Consider the following 17,360-nt stretch of genomic DNA (forward strand, 5'->3'; position numbering starts at 1 on the left):
TATTAGCTTGAACATCTATATCGTAACGGAAAGGTGTTTTTCTTGGTATAACCCTTGGCCTCCACCCGCATAGCGGGGGGTTTTATGTTTAAGAAGCTTACGCTACTTAAACTGGCTAAAGCCATAATCTAAATGGCCTGTATAAACAGGCCATCTCAGAATGTTAATAAGCTTTATACTTTCCCATTAACAATTTTTCATAGTATGAAATTTACTTGGGAATTTTATCTTATTTCACTGGACAGTTATGTGTATTTCATAATGTAATTTTCTTTGGTGAGAAAAATCCTGCTGTTTTTCTATTGAAAAATGCACAATTTAAATCACAGGCTCGATTATAACTCATCAACCCTCATCGATCTTTGGTAAACCAGTTTTTCAAAGTATTCAATAGGAATAAATACGGTAAAATTTAGTTACTCATATATTTAAGAACTATTTTATTTACTTTCTATTGCTACTATGATTTATTAGCATACGGTATTATGCGTACTTTTTCATACTGGGAGGTTGTAGTGATGCTTCTATGCTGTACGGGTCCATTTATATTATGGATAAAGTATTCAGGTTTAATCTGTAGCTAAGATTTATTTTATTCACATGATAAAAAATACATAGTATAGTATTGATAGAAAATTCGGTTGGATGAAGAAATTGAATCTTTGTTTTTCCTACTTTTCGAAAGCCAAACTGCGTTTTACCACTACACGATGTACTATTGATAGATAAATATGAAACTTACAAAAAACCACTTAATCAAACTATTACCAGTTGTTGCGCTCTTCATTTTTTGCCTTTTAGCTCATATAGCTTTAGGCTATCGCTTAAAAATAGCGTATGTGTTCGCTATGTTCTCTATTTTTCTATTGTTAAATAAAGTCACAATAGTTTATAGGCCCCTGCTTATCGTTCTTGGCATAGCAACTCTCGTTTATGCCCCTATCGGGATTACATATGGATCACCAAACTTCAACTCAATTCTTTCGTTATTCTATACAAATGAACAAGAGGCTAGTGAATTTATCTCTTCTATTCCAACTGAACACTATCTTTTTAGTGCGTTTATCTTGATCTTTTGTTTGTTCTCTCTAAAAGTAAGCATTAATTTACATAGAAATGTTAATGTTTTTCTGTTCTCTTTTGCATTAATTACGGTAATACACCACCCTTTAAAAGCTTTTATACAGGGTGAGGAATTTAATATCCTTGACTCTGGACTTCCTGAAATTAGAGTAGTCAAAGATGTCACTATCAACTTTATAAGGGTAAAAAGTGAATATAAAAAAATGCGACAAATACTAAGTGAGAAGGATACGTGGGGAACGGTATCGGCAAAATCAAAATATAGCACCTATATTGTTGTGATTGGAGAAAGTGTACGTAGAGATTTTATGAATGCCTATGGATTCCCGATACATAATACACCTTTTATGAGCACTGCCAATGGGACACTTTTTACGAATTATATCTCAGTAGGTCCATCAACCCAAATATCACTGGCAAACTCACTAGCAATGGTCAAAGATGGTAAAAATATTTTAAGCAATAATATTGTTACATTAGCAAAAAAAGCTGGCTTTTATACTTATTGGATATCAAATCAAGGTTCTATGGGGGTATTTGATACTCCGGTTGCCAGTATGGGAGCAAGGGCTGATTCTCCATTATTTATTAAAAAAGGTGAATCCAGTTCTGGTCTTAACAGAAATATGCCTGACACAAATATAATACCAATTGTGAAAAAAGCCTTAGAAGATAAGAGAGAAAAGAAGCTAATTGTTATCCATTTAATGGGGTCTCACTCCCCTGCTTGTATCAGAACAAATTATGAATACAAGGTGTTTTTTAAGTCAGAGCAGGTTTCTTGCTATATACAGAGTATTGAAAACACGGATGACTTGCTATCAATAATTACTGATGAAGCACAGAAAAATGAGAAGAGTTGGTCTTTGATGTATTTTGCTGATCACGGAGTATCTTTCTTTGAGAAAGATACTAAGAAGACGAGGCTTGCTCATAATGATAAATATAAGCAAAATTATCAGGTCCCTATGTTTATTACATCTTACGATGATACATCTCGTAATATTATTAACGCTCAACGCAATTCAATGAACTTCTTGACACTACTTTCAGAGTGGACAGGTATTAAAGAGTCTACAATCTCTGAAAATTGTAAAATGTTGTCTAATGAAATATGTAAAAACCAAGATGATGTCCTGGACTTTAATAATAAGGTCATGAAATATAGCTCATTACCAGAAGATAAAATTCCTAAATGAATTTTCATACTATGAAAAATATAAACAGGATATGTGTTGTACCTGATTTATAGATATGTCAATGCTCTATTATGAACTCTTTAAAGGATAAAAATTTAGATGAAAACATTACTACCTCTATTTGGATGGGAAGAAGCTAGTATTGACGATTATCGTGAATGTTACCGTATGTATGGTGGAGGATTGGCAACACACCCGATTGTTTTAGATTTCATTCATAAACATTTCAAATGTGGTGAAAAGTACTATGTGCGGAGGAATTCTGACAGATTATTGACTGCGGCCATATGCGTGTGGAGAGGGAAGTTCCTTGCAAATGATCCCTGTACTCCATTATCAAAATATATCCGTATAGCTATTCCTAATGATGAATTAATTATCTCTGCTGCTCGGGAATGCAGATTTATATTGCCTATCAAATCAAAATTTATATCTCCTTTAAATATAAAAAATGTGATTAATTCAACATATATATTTAACGCTAATAGAAGAGTGTGCATTGCTAAAGAGTTAGGTAACGAAGGAATATCAATAAAATCTCAAAATAAATATAAAGATCGATTGAAACGCTTCCTAAAGGCTGGAGGAAAAATTGTTGATTGTGAATCTTTCAGTCCAAGAGAAATAGCAGACATTTATTTTTCTCTTACTGAGAAAAGATGGGGTTCTTGTTGTGTGGATAGGGAACTAACTCAAGAATTGTTTGAACTAATCCAACCTCTCATATGGGGTAATATATTATTTTACAAAGATAAACCCTGCGCATTTCATTTTATTACAAAGACATTTACTTCTGAACACACTATATTTGAATTTATCCAAGCAGGAATGGATATATCAGATGAGTTGAGGAAACATTCTATTGGCTCCTTGCTAATTTGGAGCAATATAGAGAAGGCTCATTCTCAATATGAAAATGCCAGGTATTCCTTCGGCTGTCCATCTAGAGAATACAAACTCAGATGGTGTAACCTACAACCCATTGGCAGAATATTGAGTCTGTAAAATTAAAAAGATCTATCCCGGTGGATTACAAAATAACAATAACAGTATAATAGACCGAAGACAGACGAAATAAAACGCTTTACGATTGTCATTGGGCTGCGTATAAGCAGCCCCTATTGTTGTTATTCTGGAATCTCAGGCCATTTAATATCAGGAGCTATTGAAGTATCTACACGGCTTAATAATACTAAGTACTTTTTCCATTCAAGTAACAGTGCTTGTTCTTCTTCCGAAGCCAATTCAGCATCAATAGCATATTGGAGCAACGTAATGGTTTCATTAGCTTGTGTGCACAGTATACCGCGTAGTAGCTCTGCCTGCTCAATCTCACTGTCCTTTATTGCCGCTTTATCAGTCACCCACTTTGAGCCGTCCCATCTATCAAAATGAGTAGCAGGTTGTTTGAATGTCAATGTTTCCGGTAATTCACCCAGTTCAGTAATTCCTTGTGGCAGGCGAGTTTGTATGTTGTAAGCTGTTTTTCCACGGTAATCGGGTACAACTTCCCAGTGATCTCCGTTTACTGTGCGCCTAACAGCCATGGAATCGGATTCAGGAAGTGTCGGAGCATCTATATAGGAACTGGCCGGTATTCCTATCCCCTTCATCAGATATTCCGGTGTCGTGCCTATAAATTCCCCTGAATGAGGCGCTGCATGGTAGATTGTTAGCCAGCCGGCTTTTTCTGCCAACCCATCTTTACCCAATATCGCTGTTTCCGGTTCTAAAGAGTATTTTTGTTCTGTCATTATGCTGCCCTTACTATGTAGTTAAATGCAATGTTGCGAGGTCTGTTCTCTGAAGCAACAGGCACAACTCGTGAAGCATCAAATAGAATCCGTTTTTGCCAGACATCTGTATATTCATTTCCTGGAGCATTTTCACCTGAAAGAGAAAAACATCCTCCATAACTATTATTTCCACGTAAAATTGTACCTGGGGTATAACCAGTGATATTACGAATTGCGTCCCCTTGATAAGTTAAAACCCTACGACCACGATCAACACCGCGCCCATCATCCCAACCACGGATAAATTCACCACGCAAATCAGGAAGTACACCGGATGGATAAGCTATAGCTAATTGTGGATATAAAGTTTTATTAAATGATTGACCATTGCATGCGAGATATCCAGCAGGCACATTCGGTAACGGCCACGGAATTGGAGCACCAACTGGATAGATATCGCTTTCTTTTCCAGATAATAAATAAGAGTAGACTTTCCCCTTAACTGCCCCTTTAGGGATTTCTGATAACTCTGCCATCTTAATTAATTGATTAACAGTCGCATTATCTGACACAAAAGCATTTAAAATTATGTTTTGAGCAAAAGGGCCAATGAATATATAAATGTCATAGTTATCACCAGATGTATTAATGGTTGCTAAGTCAGTAGGTGCACTGGTATTAACTGTGTACATCACCGCATTGATTCCGGCAGGCGATCCATTTCCAGTTCTTAAAATTATATTAGCAATAGCGCATTGTTCAAAACTGCCCACGTTGTACCCGGAACCGCCAGCGATATTAATATTGATAGTGCTCATCACTTTCATTGTTACTTCAGCAATTTTTACCCAAGCTGATGTTTGTACTGTCAGGCTACTAATATATTGCTTACCCGGTAGGGCATTAGCCGCGCTATCAATAGTTTCTTTTAAACCCAAGTTCTTCACAAACTCACTTTTATTGGGAATGTCTGAGCCGTTCTGGTTCTTGGACAGTTTTTCATTCAGGGCATCAGTAACGACCAATTGACTCATCACCGTAGTTGTTGATGAGCCCGTTTGCTGTTCTATAAAACCAAGGTTTTTTATAATTCATTAATAGGTAGTAATCTTTGCCAAGACAGCTTCCTGGAGCATTGAACGAGGCTAAGATACAGTAAAAACTGGGCAGATTTGCGTATCAATAAATAACCAAAATGACGATTGAGTAGAAGAATATTGTGAGTGGCGAAAATGCAATCACATTTGGTTCATAAAACAGCCATTTGAAAGGTTAAATGCACTGGTAAAATACACAGCATTTCAAGTCTGTTAATTTATACAGTACACTTTTTCAAATTACGGAGCTTATTACATCGGGGAAAATTTATTGGTTAAGAAATATCAACAAACAAATTGTACTTATTAAATTTTCCATCAACCAAGATAAACACGAAAAAGGCCAGCAAATGCTGGCCAGTTTTAAAGATTTATTTGTTAACTTTAAAATCATTAAAAGATATTGGGCTTCTGTTACCCGCTTGATCTAAGCCATATACACAAAAGCGTACTGGAGAATCTTTCTTTTTAAGAGAAATTGGGATTCGTCTATAAATAGAGTAACCTGTGTCATCATCGCATTTTGTGGATTTTAATGGGCCTGATTTTACACGTAAGTCAACAATTTCATAGACGTTAAAAATAGGATCAACAATCCAACTATCTTCTGTTTCAAAAACTAATCTTGTTGTTGGTTTTATTGTCGGAGGTGTGTCATCAATTTCACGTAATTTTATTGATGCGTTAGACGTATTCTGCCAGTGTTTATTGGCAGAATGTTGTCCAATGACACACATAGCGTAAATCCCTTCTTTGGAAGGAACGGTAAGTTTATCCAGCGGTTGTGTAGTGACTGGAATAGGTTTGCTGTATCCTTCAGGATCTGAACAATCAATATTACTCGCAAGTCCTCCTTTATAGCGAATATTATCAAAACCCTGCTCCTCAAGATGTAAATTCCAAGTAGCAGGCTTGTTGTTAACTGTGCTCTTAGTAATCAGTGGGCCACCAGCGTTAATAGTGATCCCTTTTCCATCATCAAATTGACTTAAATCCAGTTTTCCATCAGGAGTAAATGCACGTGCAATTTTATCAATAGGAATGTAATAACTGGCACCTTCACGTGAAAAACCCTGATCCTTAATCAGTTCACAAGGTCGATTAAGACCACAACCCGTGTAATTTCGATCGACGGTGGTATTTAATACACCAATTATCTTGGATTGATCTTTCAATATAACCGGCGAACCAGATGTTCCTCCCGCAACACCGGCGCAATTAACCGAAACGGCCGGAGACCAAGCCCATGCACTTTCATACAAAAGCGAGGTTTTTCCTGTAATCGAGCAAGCCGAATAGCGTAGATAGCGTTTATCACCCGCTATGCCATTGGCCGGAATGTGAGCAAGTTCAATCGGCTGACTTACGGATGGTGCATAATCTTTTTGTAAAGTTACCGGCAGTATTCCGCGATTTGCCAACTCACCATAAGTTGCTTTAAGTCTGAAAACCGCAAGGTCACCACCTTTCATGGTTGCGTATAAAACCCTATCAACACCAACAGGTTGGTGTTTATTGATTAAGTCAATAAAGTAATTTGGTGTGTATGTCCAACCAGGACCTACAGGTTGATCAATCACGACTTCATTAGTATCTAATGAAGAGTCAAAACAATGGCCTGCGGAAAGAATAAGGGCTTGTTGATTGGCATCAGGGGTTTCTGAACCGGCAATAAGTGTCGCGGTACACAGACCACGACCGCTTAGTTTTCCCACATGCTTAAATCGCTCAGCGTCCGGATCGGTAGATTTTAATAGCGGAGCTTCGGTGCTGGTATTGTCTTGCAGATCAGCAATATGTTTGCTGTTATTTTCGGGAAGTGCTTGTACAAAACAACTTGTTGACATAATCCCTGTAATAAGTGTAGCTAAAAAGGTTTTTCTCATGTTTTTACCTCATGTTGTTTACATTTTTAATCTTTCCATGTAATGGAAACAGACATTCAATGAAGAAAAAATTATCGCTAAGTGTTTTTTAAAACTTTAATAAATCCTCTATATGAGTATTTAATGTTTACTAATTTATGAATTAATAGACAGTTTTTTTAGCGCATAAGATCATTCTATTGAGTGCCTGTTATCCATAGCCAATAATAAATAACATAAAAATCAGCTAAATAGTTTTATATACTGCAATAGAGCTATAACGTTCAATGGAACGAGAATTGGCTATAAAGGTTTTTCTGGTATAAATTCGTTGTTATAAAGGATGAGTTGATTAAATGAGAGTTGAACTCCAGGAGAATGTATATTTATTCGTTGTTACTAAATTTATCACCCGGAGCATTTGTTATGGAATAATAAAAGTGTTAGTAAAATAATTCTAGTCTTGCCGGAATGAGTTTTAATTCAGTTTGCAGTGTTTTTAAATAGTCAATAGCAATAGTGGCTAAAATGGGATAAAAATCATTTTCTAGTTTGGTTGTCTGCATCAATTCCAGATAACGGTAAGCCCAAGGTAGTAAGTGCTGTTCTAACAATGTACGTGCAGCAGGTTTATGCCCTTGTTCTAAAATATAAACTAAGGCCAGCAGCATCAGACCGAATTGATCTTCGGGTTCCCGTTGTTTACTGGACATGGCGATATTCTGTTTTGTCAGAAATTCCCGGTAAGCCAGCGTGCTTTCACCTGATAACGAGTTTTCTCGGTCCAGATAAACCGATCCCCAAGGTGGGGCTGGCATAACACCTTGCCCTTCGAACAAGATGGAGTAGTCATATTGTAGAGATTCGACTGAGAAGATAGAGAGCTTTTTCGTCAGATTTTCTATTGTGCGGTTATTTGACCAGGGAAATAATTTATCAATATCGATAAGTAAGGGAATTAGTGGACGGACTTGTTCTGATTTCGGTGAGTAATAAAAACAGGCGCCAATAATGCGAGGTACAGCAGTATCTAATAACATGGAAAGTTCTCATTATGATTGGGTTATACCGATGGTGTAAGCAGCATAAACACATCATAAGCTTATATGTTATGAATAGATAGTTGATTATGATCAACGATTAATCTGTTGTGGTGTTGCTACTATCTTTATCACCAGATTGACGGTGGATTTTGTTATAAATCGTATAAGTTTATCGCCGAAAATAATAAAATTAGCCGCTTTATTGGTATGGGAAATATATATTTAATCTGCATTTTAATTTAATGAATTTAATAAGGTTATTATGGTAAAAGTGAATATATATCATTAGTTATCTAATAATTTAATAACTTGAAAAGTAGACCACGTTAAAAATAAATAAACCCTATGGATTTCAAGATGCGTCTCGGCGGCAAGGGAGCGAATCCCCGGGAGCATAGGTAACTATGTGACTGGGGTGAGTGAGTGCAGCCAACAAAGAGGCAACTTGAAAGATGACGGGTATAAACCGCCGTTAGGTTAATACCGCACCTTAATGGTGTGGTTGGGAAGGAGGTGAAAATCCTCCGCAGCCCCCGCTGCTGTGATGCTGACAACTCCGCTGATGCCACTGGTCGGAAAGACTGGGAAGGTTGCGGGGAAGGATGACGCTAAGCCAGAAGACCGACCTGACAGGCACGAGACATTAACTCCTTCGGTGGGAAGCGAGTTGTCATCCAAGTGGTGTGCGCAGTGTTGGCACGTCTTATGGGCGCTCCTTTTCCGATCGACATATCGGGAATTTTCTATGCAATGGTCAGGTAGGAAGGCATTTGTTATCGCGGGTACGGGTAGTGGCTGTGGTAAGACTACGGTTACCCTTGGCATTTTGCGGGCATTGATGTTGAGAGGGTTGACTGTCCAGCCGTTTAAAGTGGGGCCCGATTATCTGGACAGCGGCTGGCACAGCTCTGTGTGTGGCGTAGCATCGCGTAATCTTGATGCATTTATGCTGCCAACAGCAACGCTTAATGGTCTTTATAATCAGCATATGCGTCATGCTGATGTCGCGGTCATCGAAGGTGTGATGGGGTTGTATGATGGTTATGGTACCAACCCAAACTATTGCAGTAGCGCTGCAATGGCTAAGCAGTTGGGATGTCCAGTGATTTTGTTGGTAGACGGTAAGGCTGTATCGACTTCTGTTGCCGCAACGGTTCTGGGTTTTTGTCGTTTTGATCCCTCTCTAACGATTGCGGGCGTCATTGTTAACCGCGTCAATTCTGAAAATCATTTCGAACTTATTCGTCATGCGATTGAACATTATTGCGGTGTTCCTGTTCTAGGGCGTTTACCCGTGATGAAAGATGTGTCGTTACCGTCTCGTCATCTTGGCCTTATTCCTGCTCAAGAGCAGGTGGACAATGATGCTCGCTGGCAGCGGCTGGCTCAACAGGTGGAGGCGCATATCAATCTTGACCGTCTGTTGGCGCTTTGTGACTGTCCTGTTTTACCCCCAGGTGAGGCACCATCATTGCCTAATCCCGCACTGGCTGATGGCTTGACGCTAGCGTTGGCAGATGATGAGGCCTTTAATTTTTATTACCCCGATAATCTGGAGATGTTGGAACGGGTGGGGGTACGTATTCACCGTTTTAGTCCACTGCATGATCGCCGTTTACCCGATTGTCAGATGATTTATCTCGGTGGGGGCTACCCGGAAATCTATGCCGCTAAGTTGGCCGCCAATAGTGCCATGCGGGAAGCTTTACAGGATGCGCATTGTCGTCAAGTTCCCATTTATGCTGAATGCGGTGGCCTGATGTACCTTGGTAAATCGTTAATCGATGGCGAGGGGGCGAGCCACCAGATGGCCGGTATTCTGCCGGGGGAAAGCCATATGGGTACGCGGTTGATGCGCTTTGGTTACTGTCAGGCACAGGCCCGTTTTGACACTTTGCTGGCCGCAGAAGGTGAGATTTTACGAGGTCACGAGTTTCATTATTCTGATTTTATCAGCTCAGTGCCCTCAGTCTTTGACTGTACTAAATGGCGTGACGGGATGGCAATACAGCAATGGGCCGGAGGCTATCAGGTACAGCAGACACTGGCCAGTTATCTTCATATCCATTTTGCTCAGCGTCCTAGCCTGCTTGATCGCTGGTTGAGGTCTGCAAGGAGGCTGTTGTGACACTTGCTGCCTGGTTTGCTGCTTTCTTGCTCGATAGCTGGTTAGGCGATCCGCCGCATTGGCCTCATCCGGTGCGTTGGATTGGTAAGCTGATCTCTCTGGTACAGCGGGCGGTTCGGCGCTGTTGTCACAGTGAACGTGCATTGAAAGTTGGTGGAGCAGGGCTATGGATAGTGGTTGTGGGGCTGACTTGGTTGGTGAGTTGGGGGTGTCTATGGCTGATGAACCTTATTCATCCTTGGGTCGGCTGGCTGGTTGAAGTGTGGATGATTTATACCCTGTTGGCTGGCCGTTGTCTGAGTGACGCCGCGCTAGAGGTACATGAGGTATTACAACAAGGCTCATTGGATGAGAGTCGTCAGCAATTGTCACGGATTGTTGGGCGCGATACTTCCCAACTAGATGCACCGCAAATCACCCGAGCGGTGGTGGAGACGGTGGCGGAAAACAGCGTTGATGGGGTTATTGCTCCACTGTTTTTTCTAATGATTGGTGGTGCGCCGTTGGCAATGGCTTATAAAGCGGTTAACACCCTTGATTCAATGGTGGGGTACAAAACGCCGGAATACCGCGCCATTGGGTATGTTTCCGCTCGCATGGATGATCTGGCGAATTGGTTACCGGCGCGGTTGAGTTGGCTGTTATTGAGTGCGGCAGCTTGGTTCATCCGGCTTGATTTTCGTCAGGCTCTGCGTATTGGCTGGCGTGATCGTTATCAGCATAGCAGTCCTAACTGTGGCTGGCCGGAAGCGACGGTTGCGGGAGCCTTGGGTATCCGCCTTGGTGGTTCAAATTGTTATTTTGGTGAACGAGTAGATAAACCTTGGATTGGTGATGAACGCCGTAAAATCGCGCTGATGGATATCCCGCGCAGTATCCATTTGATGATGATAGCTTCGCAACTGGCCTTACTGTTGTTTGCGCTGTTGCGTTTACTGTTGGTCGGAATGGCTTAGAAAAGGGCAACAATATGAACTACCTCCAGAAACCTCAGCAAATTGAACAGAATAGCTTTGCAATCATTGGCGATATTATTGCCAGTGAGCGCCCTGATTATCGTTTTGTTGATGAGATGCAAGAAGCGGTAATTAAACGGGTGATCCACACCACTGCAGATTTTGACTGGTTGGATATTTTATGGTTCTCGCCGGGTGTGCTGGCCCGCATGACAGAGGCATTGAGCCGGGGATGTACCTTGTATACCGATACTACGATGGCTCAGTCCGGTATCAACAAAGCACTGTTACATCAGATGGGGTGTGAATGCCGCTGCTATATCAGTGATCCGCGTGTAGTAGCGATGGCGAAAGCGCAGGGTATTACGCGTTCTATGGCCGCGGTAGATGTCGCATTGGCGGAAGAAGGCGACAAAATCTTCGTGTTTGGTAACGCCCCAACCGCGCTGTTCCGTTTGCTGGAAAGGCAGGCTTTGCCATTGGCGGTGGTTGGGGTGCCTGTTGGTTTTGTCGGTGCGGCGGAATCGAAAGCCGCTTTGATGCAAAGTGAACTGCCTTGTATCGCTGCCTCAGGTCGTAAAGGGGGAAGTAATATCGCGGCGGCGATTATCAATGCCATTCTGTACCGATTGCGGGAGGCACAATGAGTGACACCATGCAACTAGACAGCATCTGGCATAACGGTAAGCAGTATCGCAAAGGTTATACCACGGGTTCTTGTGCTACCGCTGCCGCCAAGGTTGCCGCATTAATGGTGCTGCGTCAGCAAGTTATTGATCATGTTTCTATTGTGACACCTTCTGGTGTGACATTACGCCTTAACGTTGAACAGCCACTGATTGAAGGCCAGCAGGCGACTGCTGCTATCCGTAAAGATGGTGGCGATGATGTAGATGCCACTCATGGCATGTTGATTTTTGCCCGCGTCACTTTATGTGATCACGGTGAGATCCATCTGCGTGGTGGGGAAGGTGTGGGTACGGTTACCCGCAAAGGTGTCGGATTAGCGGTAGGCAGCGCTGCGATTAATCGTACACCGCGTCAGACTATTGAGGCAGCGGTACGGGAGGCTATTGGTCCTTTACGGGGCGCGGAGGTGGAAATTTTCGCGCCGGAAGGTGAAGAGCGGGCAAAGAAAACTTACAACGGGCGCTTGGGGATACTTGGCGGCATTTCCATCATTGGTACCACCGGCATTGTCACGCCAATGTCGGAAGAGAGTTGGAAACGCTCACTGGCGATAGAGCTGGAAATGAAACGTTCGGCGGGTGCTGAAAAGGTCATTCTGGTGCCCGGCAATCATGGTGAACGTTTTGTACGTGAACAATTGGGGCTTGATGGTCAGTTAGTGGTAACCATGAGTAACTTCGTGGGCTACATGTTGCAGGAAGCGGTACGGCTTGGGTTCCGCCATATCATGTTGGTGGGACACCCCGGCAAGTTGGTGAAAGTGGCCGCAGGAATTTTCCATACCCACAGTCATATTGCTGATGGCCGTATGGAAACGTTGATTGCTTATCTGGCACTGATGGGGGCGTCGCAGGAACTGCTGTTAGAGGTGAGTCGTTGCGATACCACGGAAGCGGCAATGGAACTGATCACAGAACACGGCTTGCAAGAGGTTTATGACCGTATTGCCGAACGCATTTGTGAACGAATGAGTGAAATGTTGCGTTTTGCGGTTAACCCACCGCGCTGTGATGCCATCATGTTCTCCTTTGATAATCAAATACTTGGCACCAGTCGCCCATTAAATGACATTTTGGAGGCAATGCGATGATCACCGTAGTGGGAATTGGTCCCGGCGATACTGCGTATCTGATACCGCAGGCACAGCACTATATCACTGAGGCGGAGGTATTGGTTGGTGGTAGACGTCACCTGGAGATATTTAGCGGTGTCACCCACGAAACCCGCGTACTGGACGCTGATCTTGCCAGTTTGCTTGCTTGGCTACAGAGCAACAGTACACGCCGGATTGTGGTATTAGCGTCTGGTGACCCGTTGTTATATGGCATTGGCAAATTATTGTCTGAATATTTTACCGCAGATGATCTGCGCATCATTCCGGGTATCAGTTCAATTCAGTATTTGTGTGCCAAAGCTGCACTGGATATGAACGATATCTATCTGACCAGCAGTCACGGGCGTACCCCGGATTTTAGCTGGCTTCTGCAACACGACAAAGTAGGCATGGTAACTGATGGGCGCGTCGGCCCGCGGGCAATTGCGGAGGCCATTATTGAGCGTGGCCTGAGCCGTACATTGATTATTGGTGAAAACCTCTCTTTGCCTAATGAGCGTATTCACCGTCTGCGGCCGGAAGCGGTGGCGACTGACTATGACATGAATGTGGTGGTGATCCTAAATGAGAGATGATGAATTTTTACGCGGACAGAAAGTGCCGATGACCAAAGAACCCGTACGTGCATTGGCGCTGGAGCGGCTGGAACTGAATGATGCTAGCCAATTGATTGATGTGGGGGCGGGTACGGGCAGTGTGGCATTGGAGGCGGCGTTACGCTTCCCGGCGTTAACCGTTACTGCCATTGAACGTAACCCGGCGGCACTGGCCTTGATTGAGGAGAATCGTCAACGACTAGGTTGTCATAATGTGGAGATTATTGCAGGAGAAGCTCCGTTAGCATCGGATGTGATGGCGGATGCCGTATTTATTGGTGGCAGTGGCGGGCAATTGACCGCTTTGATCGATTGGGCACTGGATCACATGTACCCCGGTGGCCGCTTGGTACTGACTTTCATTTTGTTGAATAACCTAAATGATGCACTGGAACATTTGCGGACCTGTCAGATCAGTAATTTGGAGTGTATACAGCTACAAGCATCTACTCTGGCGTCCCTTGGTAATGGTCACTATTTCAAACCGAATAATCCGACTTATCTAATTTCCTGTTACAAGGAGAAGATCGATGTCTGAATATTTTGATCCTCGAAAAGTGTGGTTTGTCGGGGCCGGACCGGGTGATAAGGAGTTGATCACCTTAAAAGGTTACCGTTTGCTGCAACAGGCACAGGTGGTGATTTATGCCGGTTCGCTGATTAATACCGAACTGTTGGATTATTGCCCGCCAGAGGCTGAGTGTCATGACAGCGCCGGCCTGACGTTGGAACAGATTGTTGCACTGATGGTCGATGGTGTACGTGCGGGTAAACTGGTAGTGCGACTGCAAACCGGCGATCTCTCGTTGTACGGTTCCATACGCGAACAAGGGGAAGCTTTGACCGATGCGGGCATTAGTTTTGTCTCAATACCGGGTGTCAGTGCTTTTCTTGGGGCAGCAGCGCAATTAGGGGTGGAGTACACCGTACCGGAAGTGGCGCAAAGCTTGATCATTACCCGAATTGAAGGGCGCACACCGGTGCCGCCGCTCGAACAGTTAGAATCCTTCGCTGCTCATCAAACGTCAATGGCGATTTATCTTTCTGTACAGAAGATGAGGCATGTGGCCGCGCGTCTTCAAGCCGGCGGCTATCCGGCAACGACGCCGGTCGCGGTGGTATACAAAGCGACCTGGGATGAAAGCCTAACTGTGCGCGGGACGTTGGCGGATATCGCTGAAAAAGTACAGGCTGCGGGTATTCGTAAAACCGCTTTGATTTTGGTCGGTGCTTTTTTGGGAGAGGAGTACCACTATTCCAAGCTTTATGATGCGGGGTTTAGCCATGAATATCGCCGGGCATGAGTCGATTGCGGTGTTCTGTCTGACTCCGGGAGGGGTCAGACTGGTACGTCGGTTGAAAACTCATCTTCCTCTGACCTGTTTTACCAGCGAAAAGTTGTTGGAGCCGGGGTTTACGCCTTTTAATGGCAGCTTTGGCGACACGTTGCGCGAGGCATTTAAACACTATTCAGCGTTGGTAGTAGTAGCGGCGCTTGGCATCACGGTGCGCATGCTTGCGCCACTGATAAACGACAAAATGCATGATCCCGCCGTAGTGGTGATTGATGAAGGTGGTCAGCATGTTATCAGCTTGTTATCCGGTCATGTGGGTGGCGCTAATGCATTGACTCACCATTTGGCGGAGTTATTAGGCGCTGATCCGGTGATTACAACCGCCACGGATGTTAACGGGATGGCGGCGCTGGACACCCTTGCCACTCAATTAGATGCCGATATGCAGGATTTTCGCCACGTGGTGAAGGTGATAAATCAAATGCTGGTCAGTGGTCAGAAAGTAGGGCTGTGGTGGGATGAGCGACTACTTAGTGAACGCGAGCGGTGTGATACCCGGGGTTTTGTCCCGGTAGCGTGTCTGGATACATTACCAGCGCTGGATGCGCTGGTGTGTATCACATTGCGAGATTCATTGCCGGAATTGTCTCTACCGGTTTACAAACTGGTGCCGAAGCGTGTTGTGGCCGGGATCGGTTGTCGCCGGGATACGCCATTGCAAACAGTGATTGAGCTATTGCAGCAGCAGATGGTGGAAAACCATTTCGATCTGATGGCGTTACGTGCCATCGGCAGTGTTGTGATTAAAAAGGATGAACCGGCGCTCAATCAGCTTGCACAGCGTTGGCGTGTACCGTTTGAGTTGTTCAGTGTTAATGAGTTAAGTCTTCATGAACAACGTTTTCCTGCTTCCGATTTTGTCCGCCAGACGGTAGGGGTTGGCAGTGTTTCACAACCTGTCGCCTGGTTGATGAGCGAAGGAAAATTGGTTGGTCGGACCTTGCGTCAGCAGGGCGTCACTATCACTTTGGGGGTATCACAATCATGTTAACAGTAATCGGTATTGGGCCAGGCAATGAATCTATGATGACACAGGAGGCCATTGAGGCGATCCGCGAAGCTGAAATTATTGTCGGCTATAAAACCTACACCCATTTAGTTAAGTATCTGACGATGGATAAAGAAGTGATTAAGACCGGTATGTGCAAGGAGATTGAACGCTGCCAGAAGGCGATCGATTTGGCACTGTCCGGCCGTAAAGTCGCTTTGATCAGCAGCGGTGATGCGGGAATCTATGGCATGGCGGGTTTAGTGCTGGAATTGGTTTGCCAGCAACAGTGTGATCTTGAAGTTAAGTTGGTCGCCGGGATCACCGCCAGTATTGCTGCTGCGTCGTTGTTGGGCGCACCGTTGATGCACGATTTTTGTCATATCAGTTTAAGTGATCTGTTAACGCCGTGGCCGATGATTGAAAAACGTATTATTGCCGCCGCACAAGCCGATTTTGTTATTTGTTTTTATAACCCACGTAGTCGTGGCCGGGAAGGGCATCTTGCCAAAGCGTTTGAACTTATGCGGCCGTGGAAAGCGGCGCAAACACCGGTTGGCGTAGTAAAAGCGGCGGGACGTAAAAAACAGGATAAATGGATTACCACGTTTGGCGAAATGGATTTCTCCCCGGTGGATATGACCAGTCTGGTAATCGTTGGCAATCAAACGACCTATTGCCGTGATGGATTGATGATCACGCCACGGGGGTATGAATTATGAGCCATCCGGCTATCCATGTTTTTGGCGGTACCAGCGATGCCCGGTTGCTCTGTCAGGCACTAGACGCAGCAGGAGCACGTTATCGTCTCTCTGTTGCTACTGATGCAGGGAAACAACTGGCGGGTGATATTCAGGGAGAGGTAGTGGTGGGGCGAATGGATGCCGAGGCGATGGTGGATTACTTTGATCAGCATAAGGTACGTTGGGTGATTGATGCTTCTCATCCTTATGCAGATGCACTAAGCCAAAATGTGCTCACAGCTTGTCGTCGTTTATCACTGCGGCTTACTCGTTATCAGCGTCCCAGTGAGATTGACTTACTGAGCCATCCATTGTTGCACAAAGTAAATAGTATCGAGGCGGCTTGCGACGTTGCCCGGACACTAGGGCAACGGATCTTGCTCACCACCGGCAGTAAGCAATTGGAGCTGTATCAGCGTTTACTACCGGGAAAAACGTTGTTGGTGCGGGTATTGCCGACCGCCGAGGTATTGATTCAGTGTGAAGCGTTAGGATTGGGGGTCGATCATATTATCGCGTTGCGTGGGCCATTTACGGCTGAATTCAATCATGCAGTGTATGAATTTTGTCACCCTGATGTGGTGATCACAAAAGAGTCTGGGGCCGAGGGGGGATATCAACAGAAAGTGGCTCCCTGTCTGGCACTCAATATTCCCTGTATTGTGGTGTGCCGTCCTACACAGACTTTACAGGGAGATGACGGAGAGCAGATTAGTTCGCTGGATGAGTTTGTTCAACACCTCGCCAATTGGCAGGAATAATGAGGG

16 protein-coding genes and 1 riboswitch are annotated in these 17,360 nt (G+C 43.9%); of the genes, 12 read left to right on the forward strand and 4 right to left on the reverse strand.

Annotation, left to right across the window (positions count from 1 at the left end; genetic code table 11):
- Positions 1 to 731 precede the first annotated feature (731 nt).
- Entirely contained in the window at positions 732 to 2,282 is a 1,551-nt protein-coding gene (locus tag AACQ83_RS15980) for a phosphoethanolamine transferase (RefSeq protein WP_112878617.1), read from the forward strand.
- Between the two features lie 99 nt (positions 2,283 to 2,381).
- Positions 2,382 to 3,287 (forward strand): GNAT family N-acetyltransferase, encoded by a 906-nt coding sequence (locus AACQ83_RS15985; protein WP_112878618.1) that lies wholly within the window; start codon positions 2,382 to 2,384, stop codon positions 3,285 to 3,287.
- 122 nt (positions 3,288 to 3,409) lie between these two features.
- Here the strand turns inward: AACQ83_RS15985 and AACQ83_RS15990 are convergent, their stop codons facing one another.
- The 4 genes from AACQ83_RS15990 to AACQ83_RS16005 all read right to left on the reverse strand — a co-directional run bounded on the left by AACQ83_RS15990 (position 3,410) and on the right by AACQ83_RS16005 (position 8,020).
- The gene (locus AACQ83_RS15990) at positions 3,410 to 4,036 is read right to left on the reverse strand and encodes a tail fiber assembly protein (protein WP_112878619.1); all 627 of its coding nucleotides are present in this window, start codon (positions 4,034 to 4,036) and stop codon (positions 3,410 to 3,412) included.
- Positions 4,036 to 5,052, reverse strand: coding sequence for a phage tail protein (locus tag AACQ83_RS15995; protein WP_240000832.1), 1,017 nt, complete (start codon positions 5,050 to 5,052; stop codon positions 4,036 to 4,038). Before AACQ83_RS15995 ends, AACQ83_RS15990 begins: the two co-directional genes overlap by 1 nt.
- A 434-nt stretch (positions 5,053 to 5,486) precedes the next feature.
- Entirely contained in the window at positions 5,487 to 7,001 is a 1,515-nt protein-coding gene (locus AACQ83_RS16000) for a trypsin-like serine peptidase (RefSeq protein WP_112878620.1), read from the reverse strand.
- A gap of 422 nt (positions 7,002 to 7,423) precedes the next feature.
- Entirely contained in the window at positions 7,424 to 8,020 is a 597-nt protein-coding gene (locus tag AACQ83_RS16005; protein ID WP_112878621.1) for a TorD/DmsD family molecular chaperone, read from the reverse strand.
- Positions 8,021 to 8,481: 461 nt separating this feature from the next.
- A riboswitch (cobalamin riboswitch) is annotated at positions 8,482 to 8,667 on the forward strand.
- A 101-nt stretch (positions 8,668 to 8,768) separates the two neighbouring features.
- Between AACQ83_RS16005 and AACQ83_RS16010 the strand changes: the two genes are divergently transcribed.
- Genes AACQ83_RS16010 through AACQ83_RS16055 form a run of 10 tightly spaced genes read left to right on the forward strand, consistent with a single transcriptional unit; the run spans position 8,769 to position 17,354 of the window.
- Positions 8,769 to 10,151: a cobyrinate a,c-diamide synthase gene (locus tag AACQ83_RS16010; protein WP_112878622.1), complete on the forward strand. Its 1,383-nt coding sequence runs from the start codon at positions 8,769 to 8,771 to the stop codon at positions 10,149 to 10,151.
- Complete coding sequence (gene cbiB / locus AACQ83_RS16015; protein WP_112878623.1) at positions 10,148 to 11,107, forward strand: adenosylcobinamide-phosphate synthase CbiB; 960 nt, start codon at positions 10,148 to 10,150, stop codon at positions 11,105 to 11,107. Before AACQ83_RS16010 ends, cbiB begins: the two co-directional genes overlap by 4 nt.
- A gap of 14 nt (positions 11,108 to 11,121) precedes the next feature.
- Complete coding sequence (locus AACQ83_RS16020; protein ID WP_112878624.1) at positions 11,122 to 11,754, forward strand: cobalt-precorrin-8 methylmutase; 633 nt, start codon at positions 11,122 to 11,124, stop codon at positions 11,752 to 11,754.
- A complete protein-coding gene (cbiD, locus tag AACQ83_RS16025) occupies positions 11,751 to 12,887 on the forward strand; it encodes a cobalt-precorrin-5B (C(1))-methyltransferase CbiD (RefSeq protein ID WP_112878625.1) in 1,137 nt (378 codons plus the stop codon). Before AACQ83_RS16020 ends, cbiD begins: the two co-directional genes overlap by 4 nt.
- Positions 12,884 to 13,486: a cobalt-precorrin-7 (C(5))-methyltransferase gene (locus AACQ83_RS16030; RefSeq protein ID WP_112878626.1), complete on the forward strand. Its 603-nt coding sequence runs from the start codon at positions 12,884 to 12,886 to the stop codon at positions 13,484 to 13,486. The genes cbiD and AACQ83_RS16030 overlap by 4 nt, the downstream gene beginning before the upstream one ends.
- Complete coding sequence (locus AACQ83_RS16035; protein ID WP_112878627.1) at positions 13,476 to 14,045, forward strand: decarboxylating cobalt-precorrin-6B (C(15))-methyltransferase; 570 nt, start codon at positions 13,476 to 13,478, stop codon at positions 14,043 to 14,045. The genes AACQ83_RS16030 and AACQ83_RS16035 overlap by 11 nt, the downstream gene beginning before the upstream one ends.
- Positions 14,038 to 14,811 (forward strand): cobalt-precorrin-4 methyltransferase, encoded by a 774-nt coding sequence (locus tag AACQ83_RS16040; protein WP_112878628.1) that lies wholly within the window; start codon positions 14,038 to 14,040, stop codon positions 14,809 to 14,811. The genes AACQ83_RS16035 and AACQ83_RS16040 overlap by 8 nt, the downstream gene beginning before the upstream one ends.
- Positions 14,792 to 15,853: a cobalt-precorrin 5A hydrolase gene (gene cbiG / locus AACQ83_RS16045; protein WP_112878629.1), complete on the forward strand. Its 1,062-nt coding sequence runs from the start codon at positions 14,792 to 14,794 to the stop codon at positions 15,851 to 15,853. Before AACQ83_RS16040 ends, cbiG begins: the two co-directional genes overlap by 20 nt.
- Positions 15,847 to 16,572 carry a precorrin-3B C(17)-methyltransferase gene (locus tag AACQ83_RS16050; protein ID WP_112878630.1) on the forward strand — a complete coding sequence of 242 codons (726 nt, stop codon included), beginning with the start codon at positions 15,847 to 15,849 and terminating at the stop codon, positions 16,570 to 16,572. Before cbiG ends, AACQ83_RS16050 begins: the two co-directional genes overlap by 7 nt.
- Entirely contained in the window at positions 16,569 to 17,354 is a 786-nt protein-coding gene (locus AACQ83_RS16055) for a cobalt-precorrin-6A reductase (RefSeq protein WP_112878631.1), read from the forward strand. Before AACQ83_RS16050 ends, AACQ83_RS16055 begins: the two co-directional genes overlap by 4 nt.
- The last annotated feature ends 6 nt before the right edge of the window (positions 17,355 to 17,360 follow it).

Source organism: Photorhabdus sp. S10-54 (assembly GCF_963878145.1).
In the GTDB taxonomy this organism is placed as follows: Bacteria; Pseudomonadota; Gammaproteobacteria; order Enterobacterales; family Enterobacteriaceae; genus Photorhabdus; species Photorhabdus kayaii.

Bases quoted from the DNA above. Each gene is read 5' to 3' on its own strand.
- AACQ83_RS16010 (WP_112878622.1), top strand. From the start codon at position 8,769: ATGCAATGGTCAGGTAGGAAGGCATTTGTTATCGCGGGTACGGGTAGT.
- cbiD (WP_112878625.1), top strand. From the start codon at position 11,751: ATGAGTGACACCATGCAACTAGACAGCATCTGGCATAACGGTAAGCAG.
- AACQ83_RS16020 (WP_112878624.1), top strand. From the start codon at position 11,122: ATGAACTACCTCCAGAAACCTCAGCAAATTGAACAGAATAGCTTTGCA.
- AACQ83_RS15990 (WP_112878619.1), bottom strand. From the start codon at position 4,036: ATGACAGAACAAAAATACTCTTTAGAACCGGAAACAGCGATATTGGGT.
- AACQ83_RS16050 (WP_112878630.1), top strand. From the start codon at position 15,847: ATGTTAACAGTAATCGGTATTGGGCCAGGCAATGAATCTATGATGACA.
- AACQ83_RS15980 (WP_112878617.1), top strand. From the start codon at position 732: ATGAAACTTACAAAAAACCACTTAATCAAACTATTACCAGTTGTTGCG.
- cbiG (WP_112878629.1), top strand. From the start codon at position 14,792: ATGAATATCGCCGGGCATGAGTCGATTGCGGTGTTCTGTCTGACTCCG.
- AACQ83_RS15995 (WP_240000832.1), bottom strand. From the start codon at position 5,052: ATGAGTCAATTGGTCGTTACTGATGCCCTGAATGAAAAACTGTCCAAG.
- AACQ83_RS16040 (WP_112878628.1), top strand. From the start codon at position 14,038: ATGTCTGAATATTTTGATCCTCGAAAAGTGTGGTTTGTCGGGGCCGGA.
- AACQ83_RS16035 (WP_112878627.1), top strand. From the start codon at position 13,476: ATGAGAGATGATGAATTTTTACGCGGACAGAAAGTGCCGATGACCAAA.
- AACQ83_RS16000 (WP_112878620.1), bottom strand. From the start codon at position 7,001: ATGAGAAAAACCTTTTTAGCTACACTTATTACAGGGATTATGTCAACA.
- AACQ83_RS15985 (WP_112878618.1), top strand. From the start codon at position 2,382: ATGAAAACATTACTACCTCTATTTGGATGGGAAGAAGCTAGTATTGAC.
- AACQ83_RS16055 (WP_112878631.1), top strand. From the start codon at position 16,569: ATGAGCCATCCGGCTATCCATGTTTTTGGCGGTACCAGCGATGCCCGG.
- AACQ83_RS16030 (WP_112878626.1), top strand. From the start codon at position 12,884: ATGATCACCGTAGTGGGAATTGGTCCCGGCGATACTGCGTATCTGATA.
- AACQ83_RS16005 (WP_112878621.1), bottom strand. From the start codon at position 8,020: ATGTTATTAGATACTGCTGTACCTCGCATTATTGGCGCCTGTTTTTAT.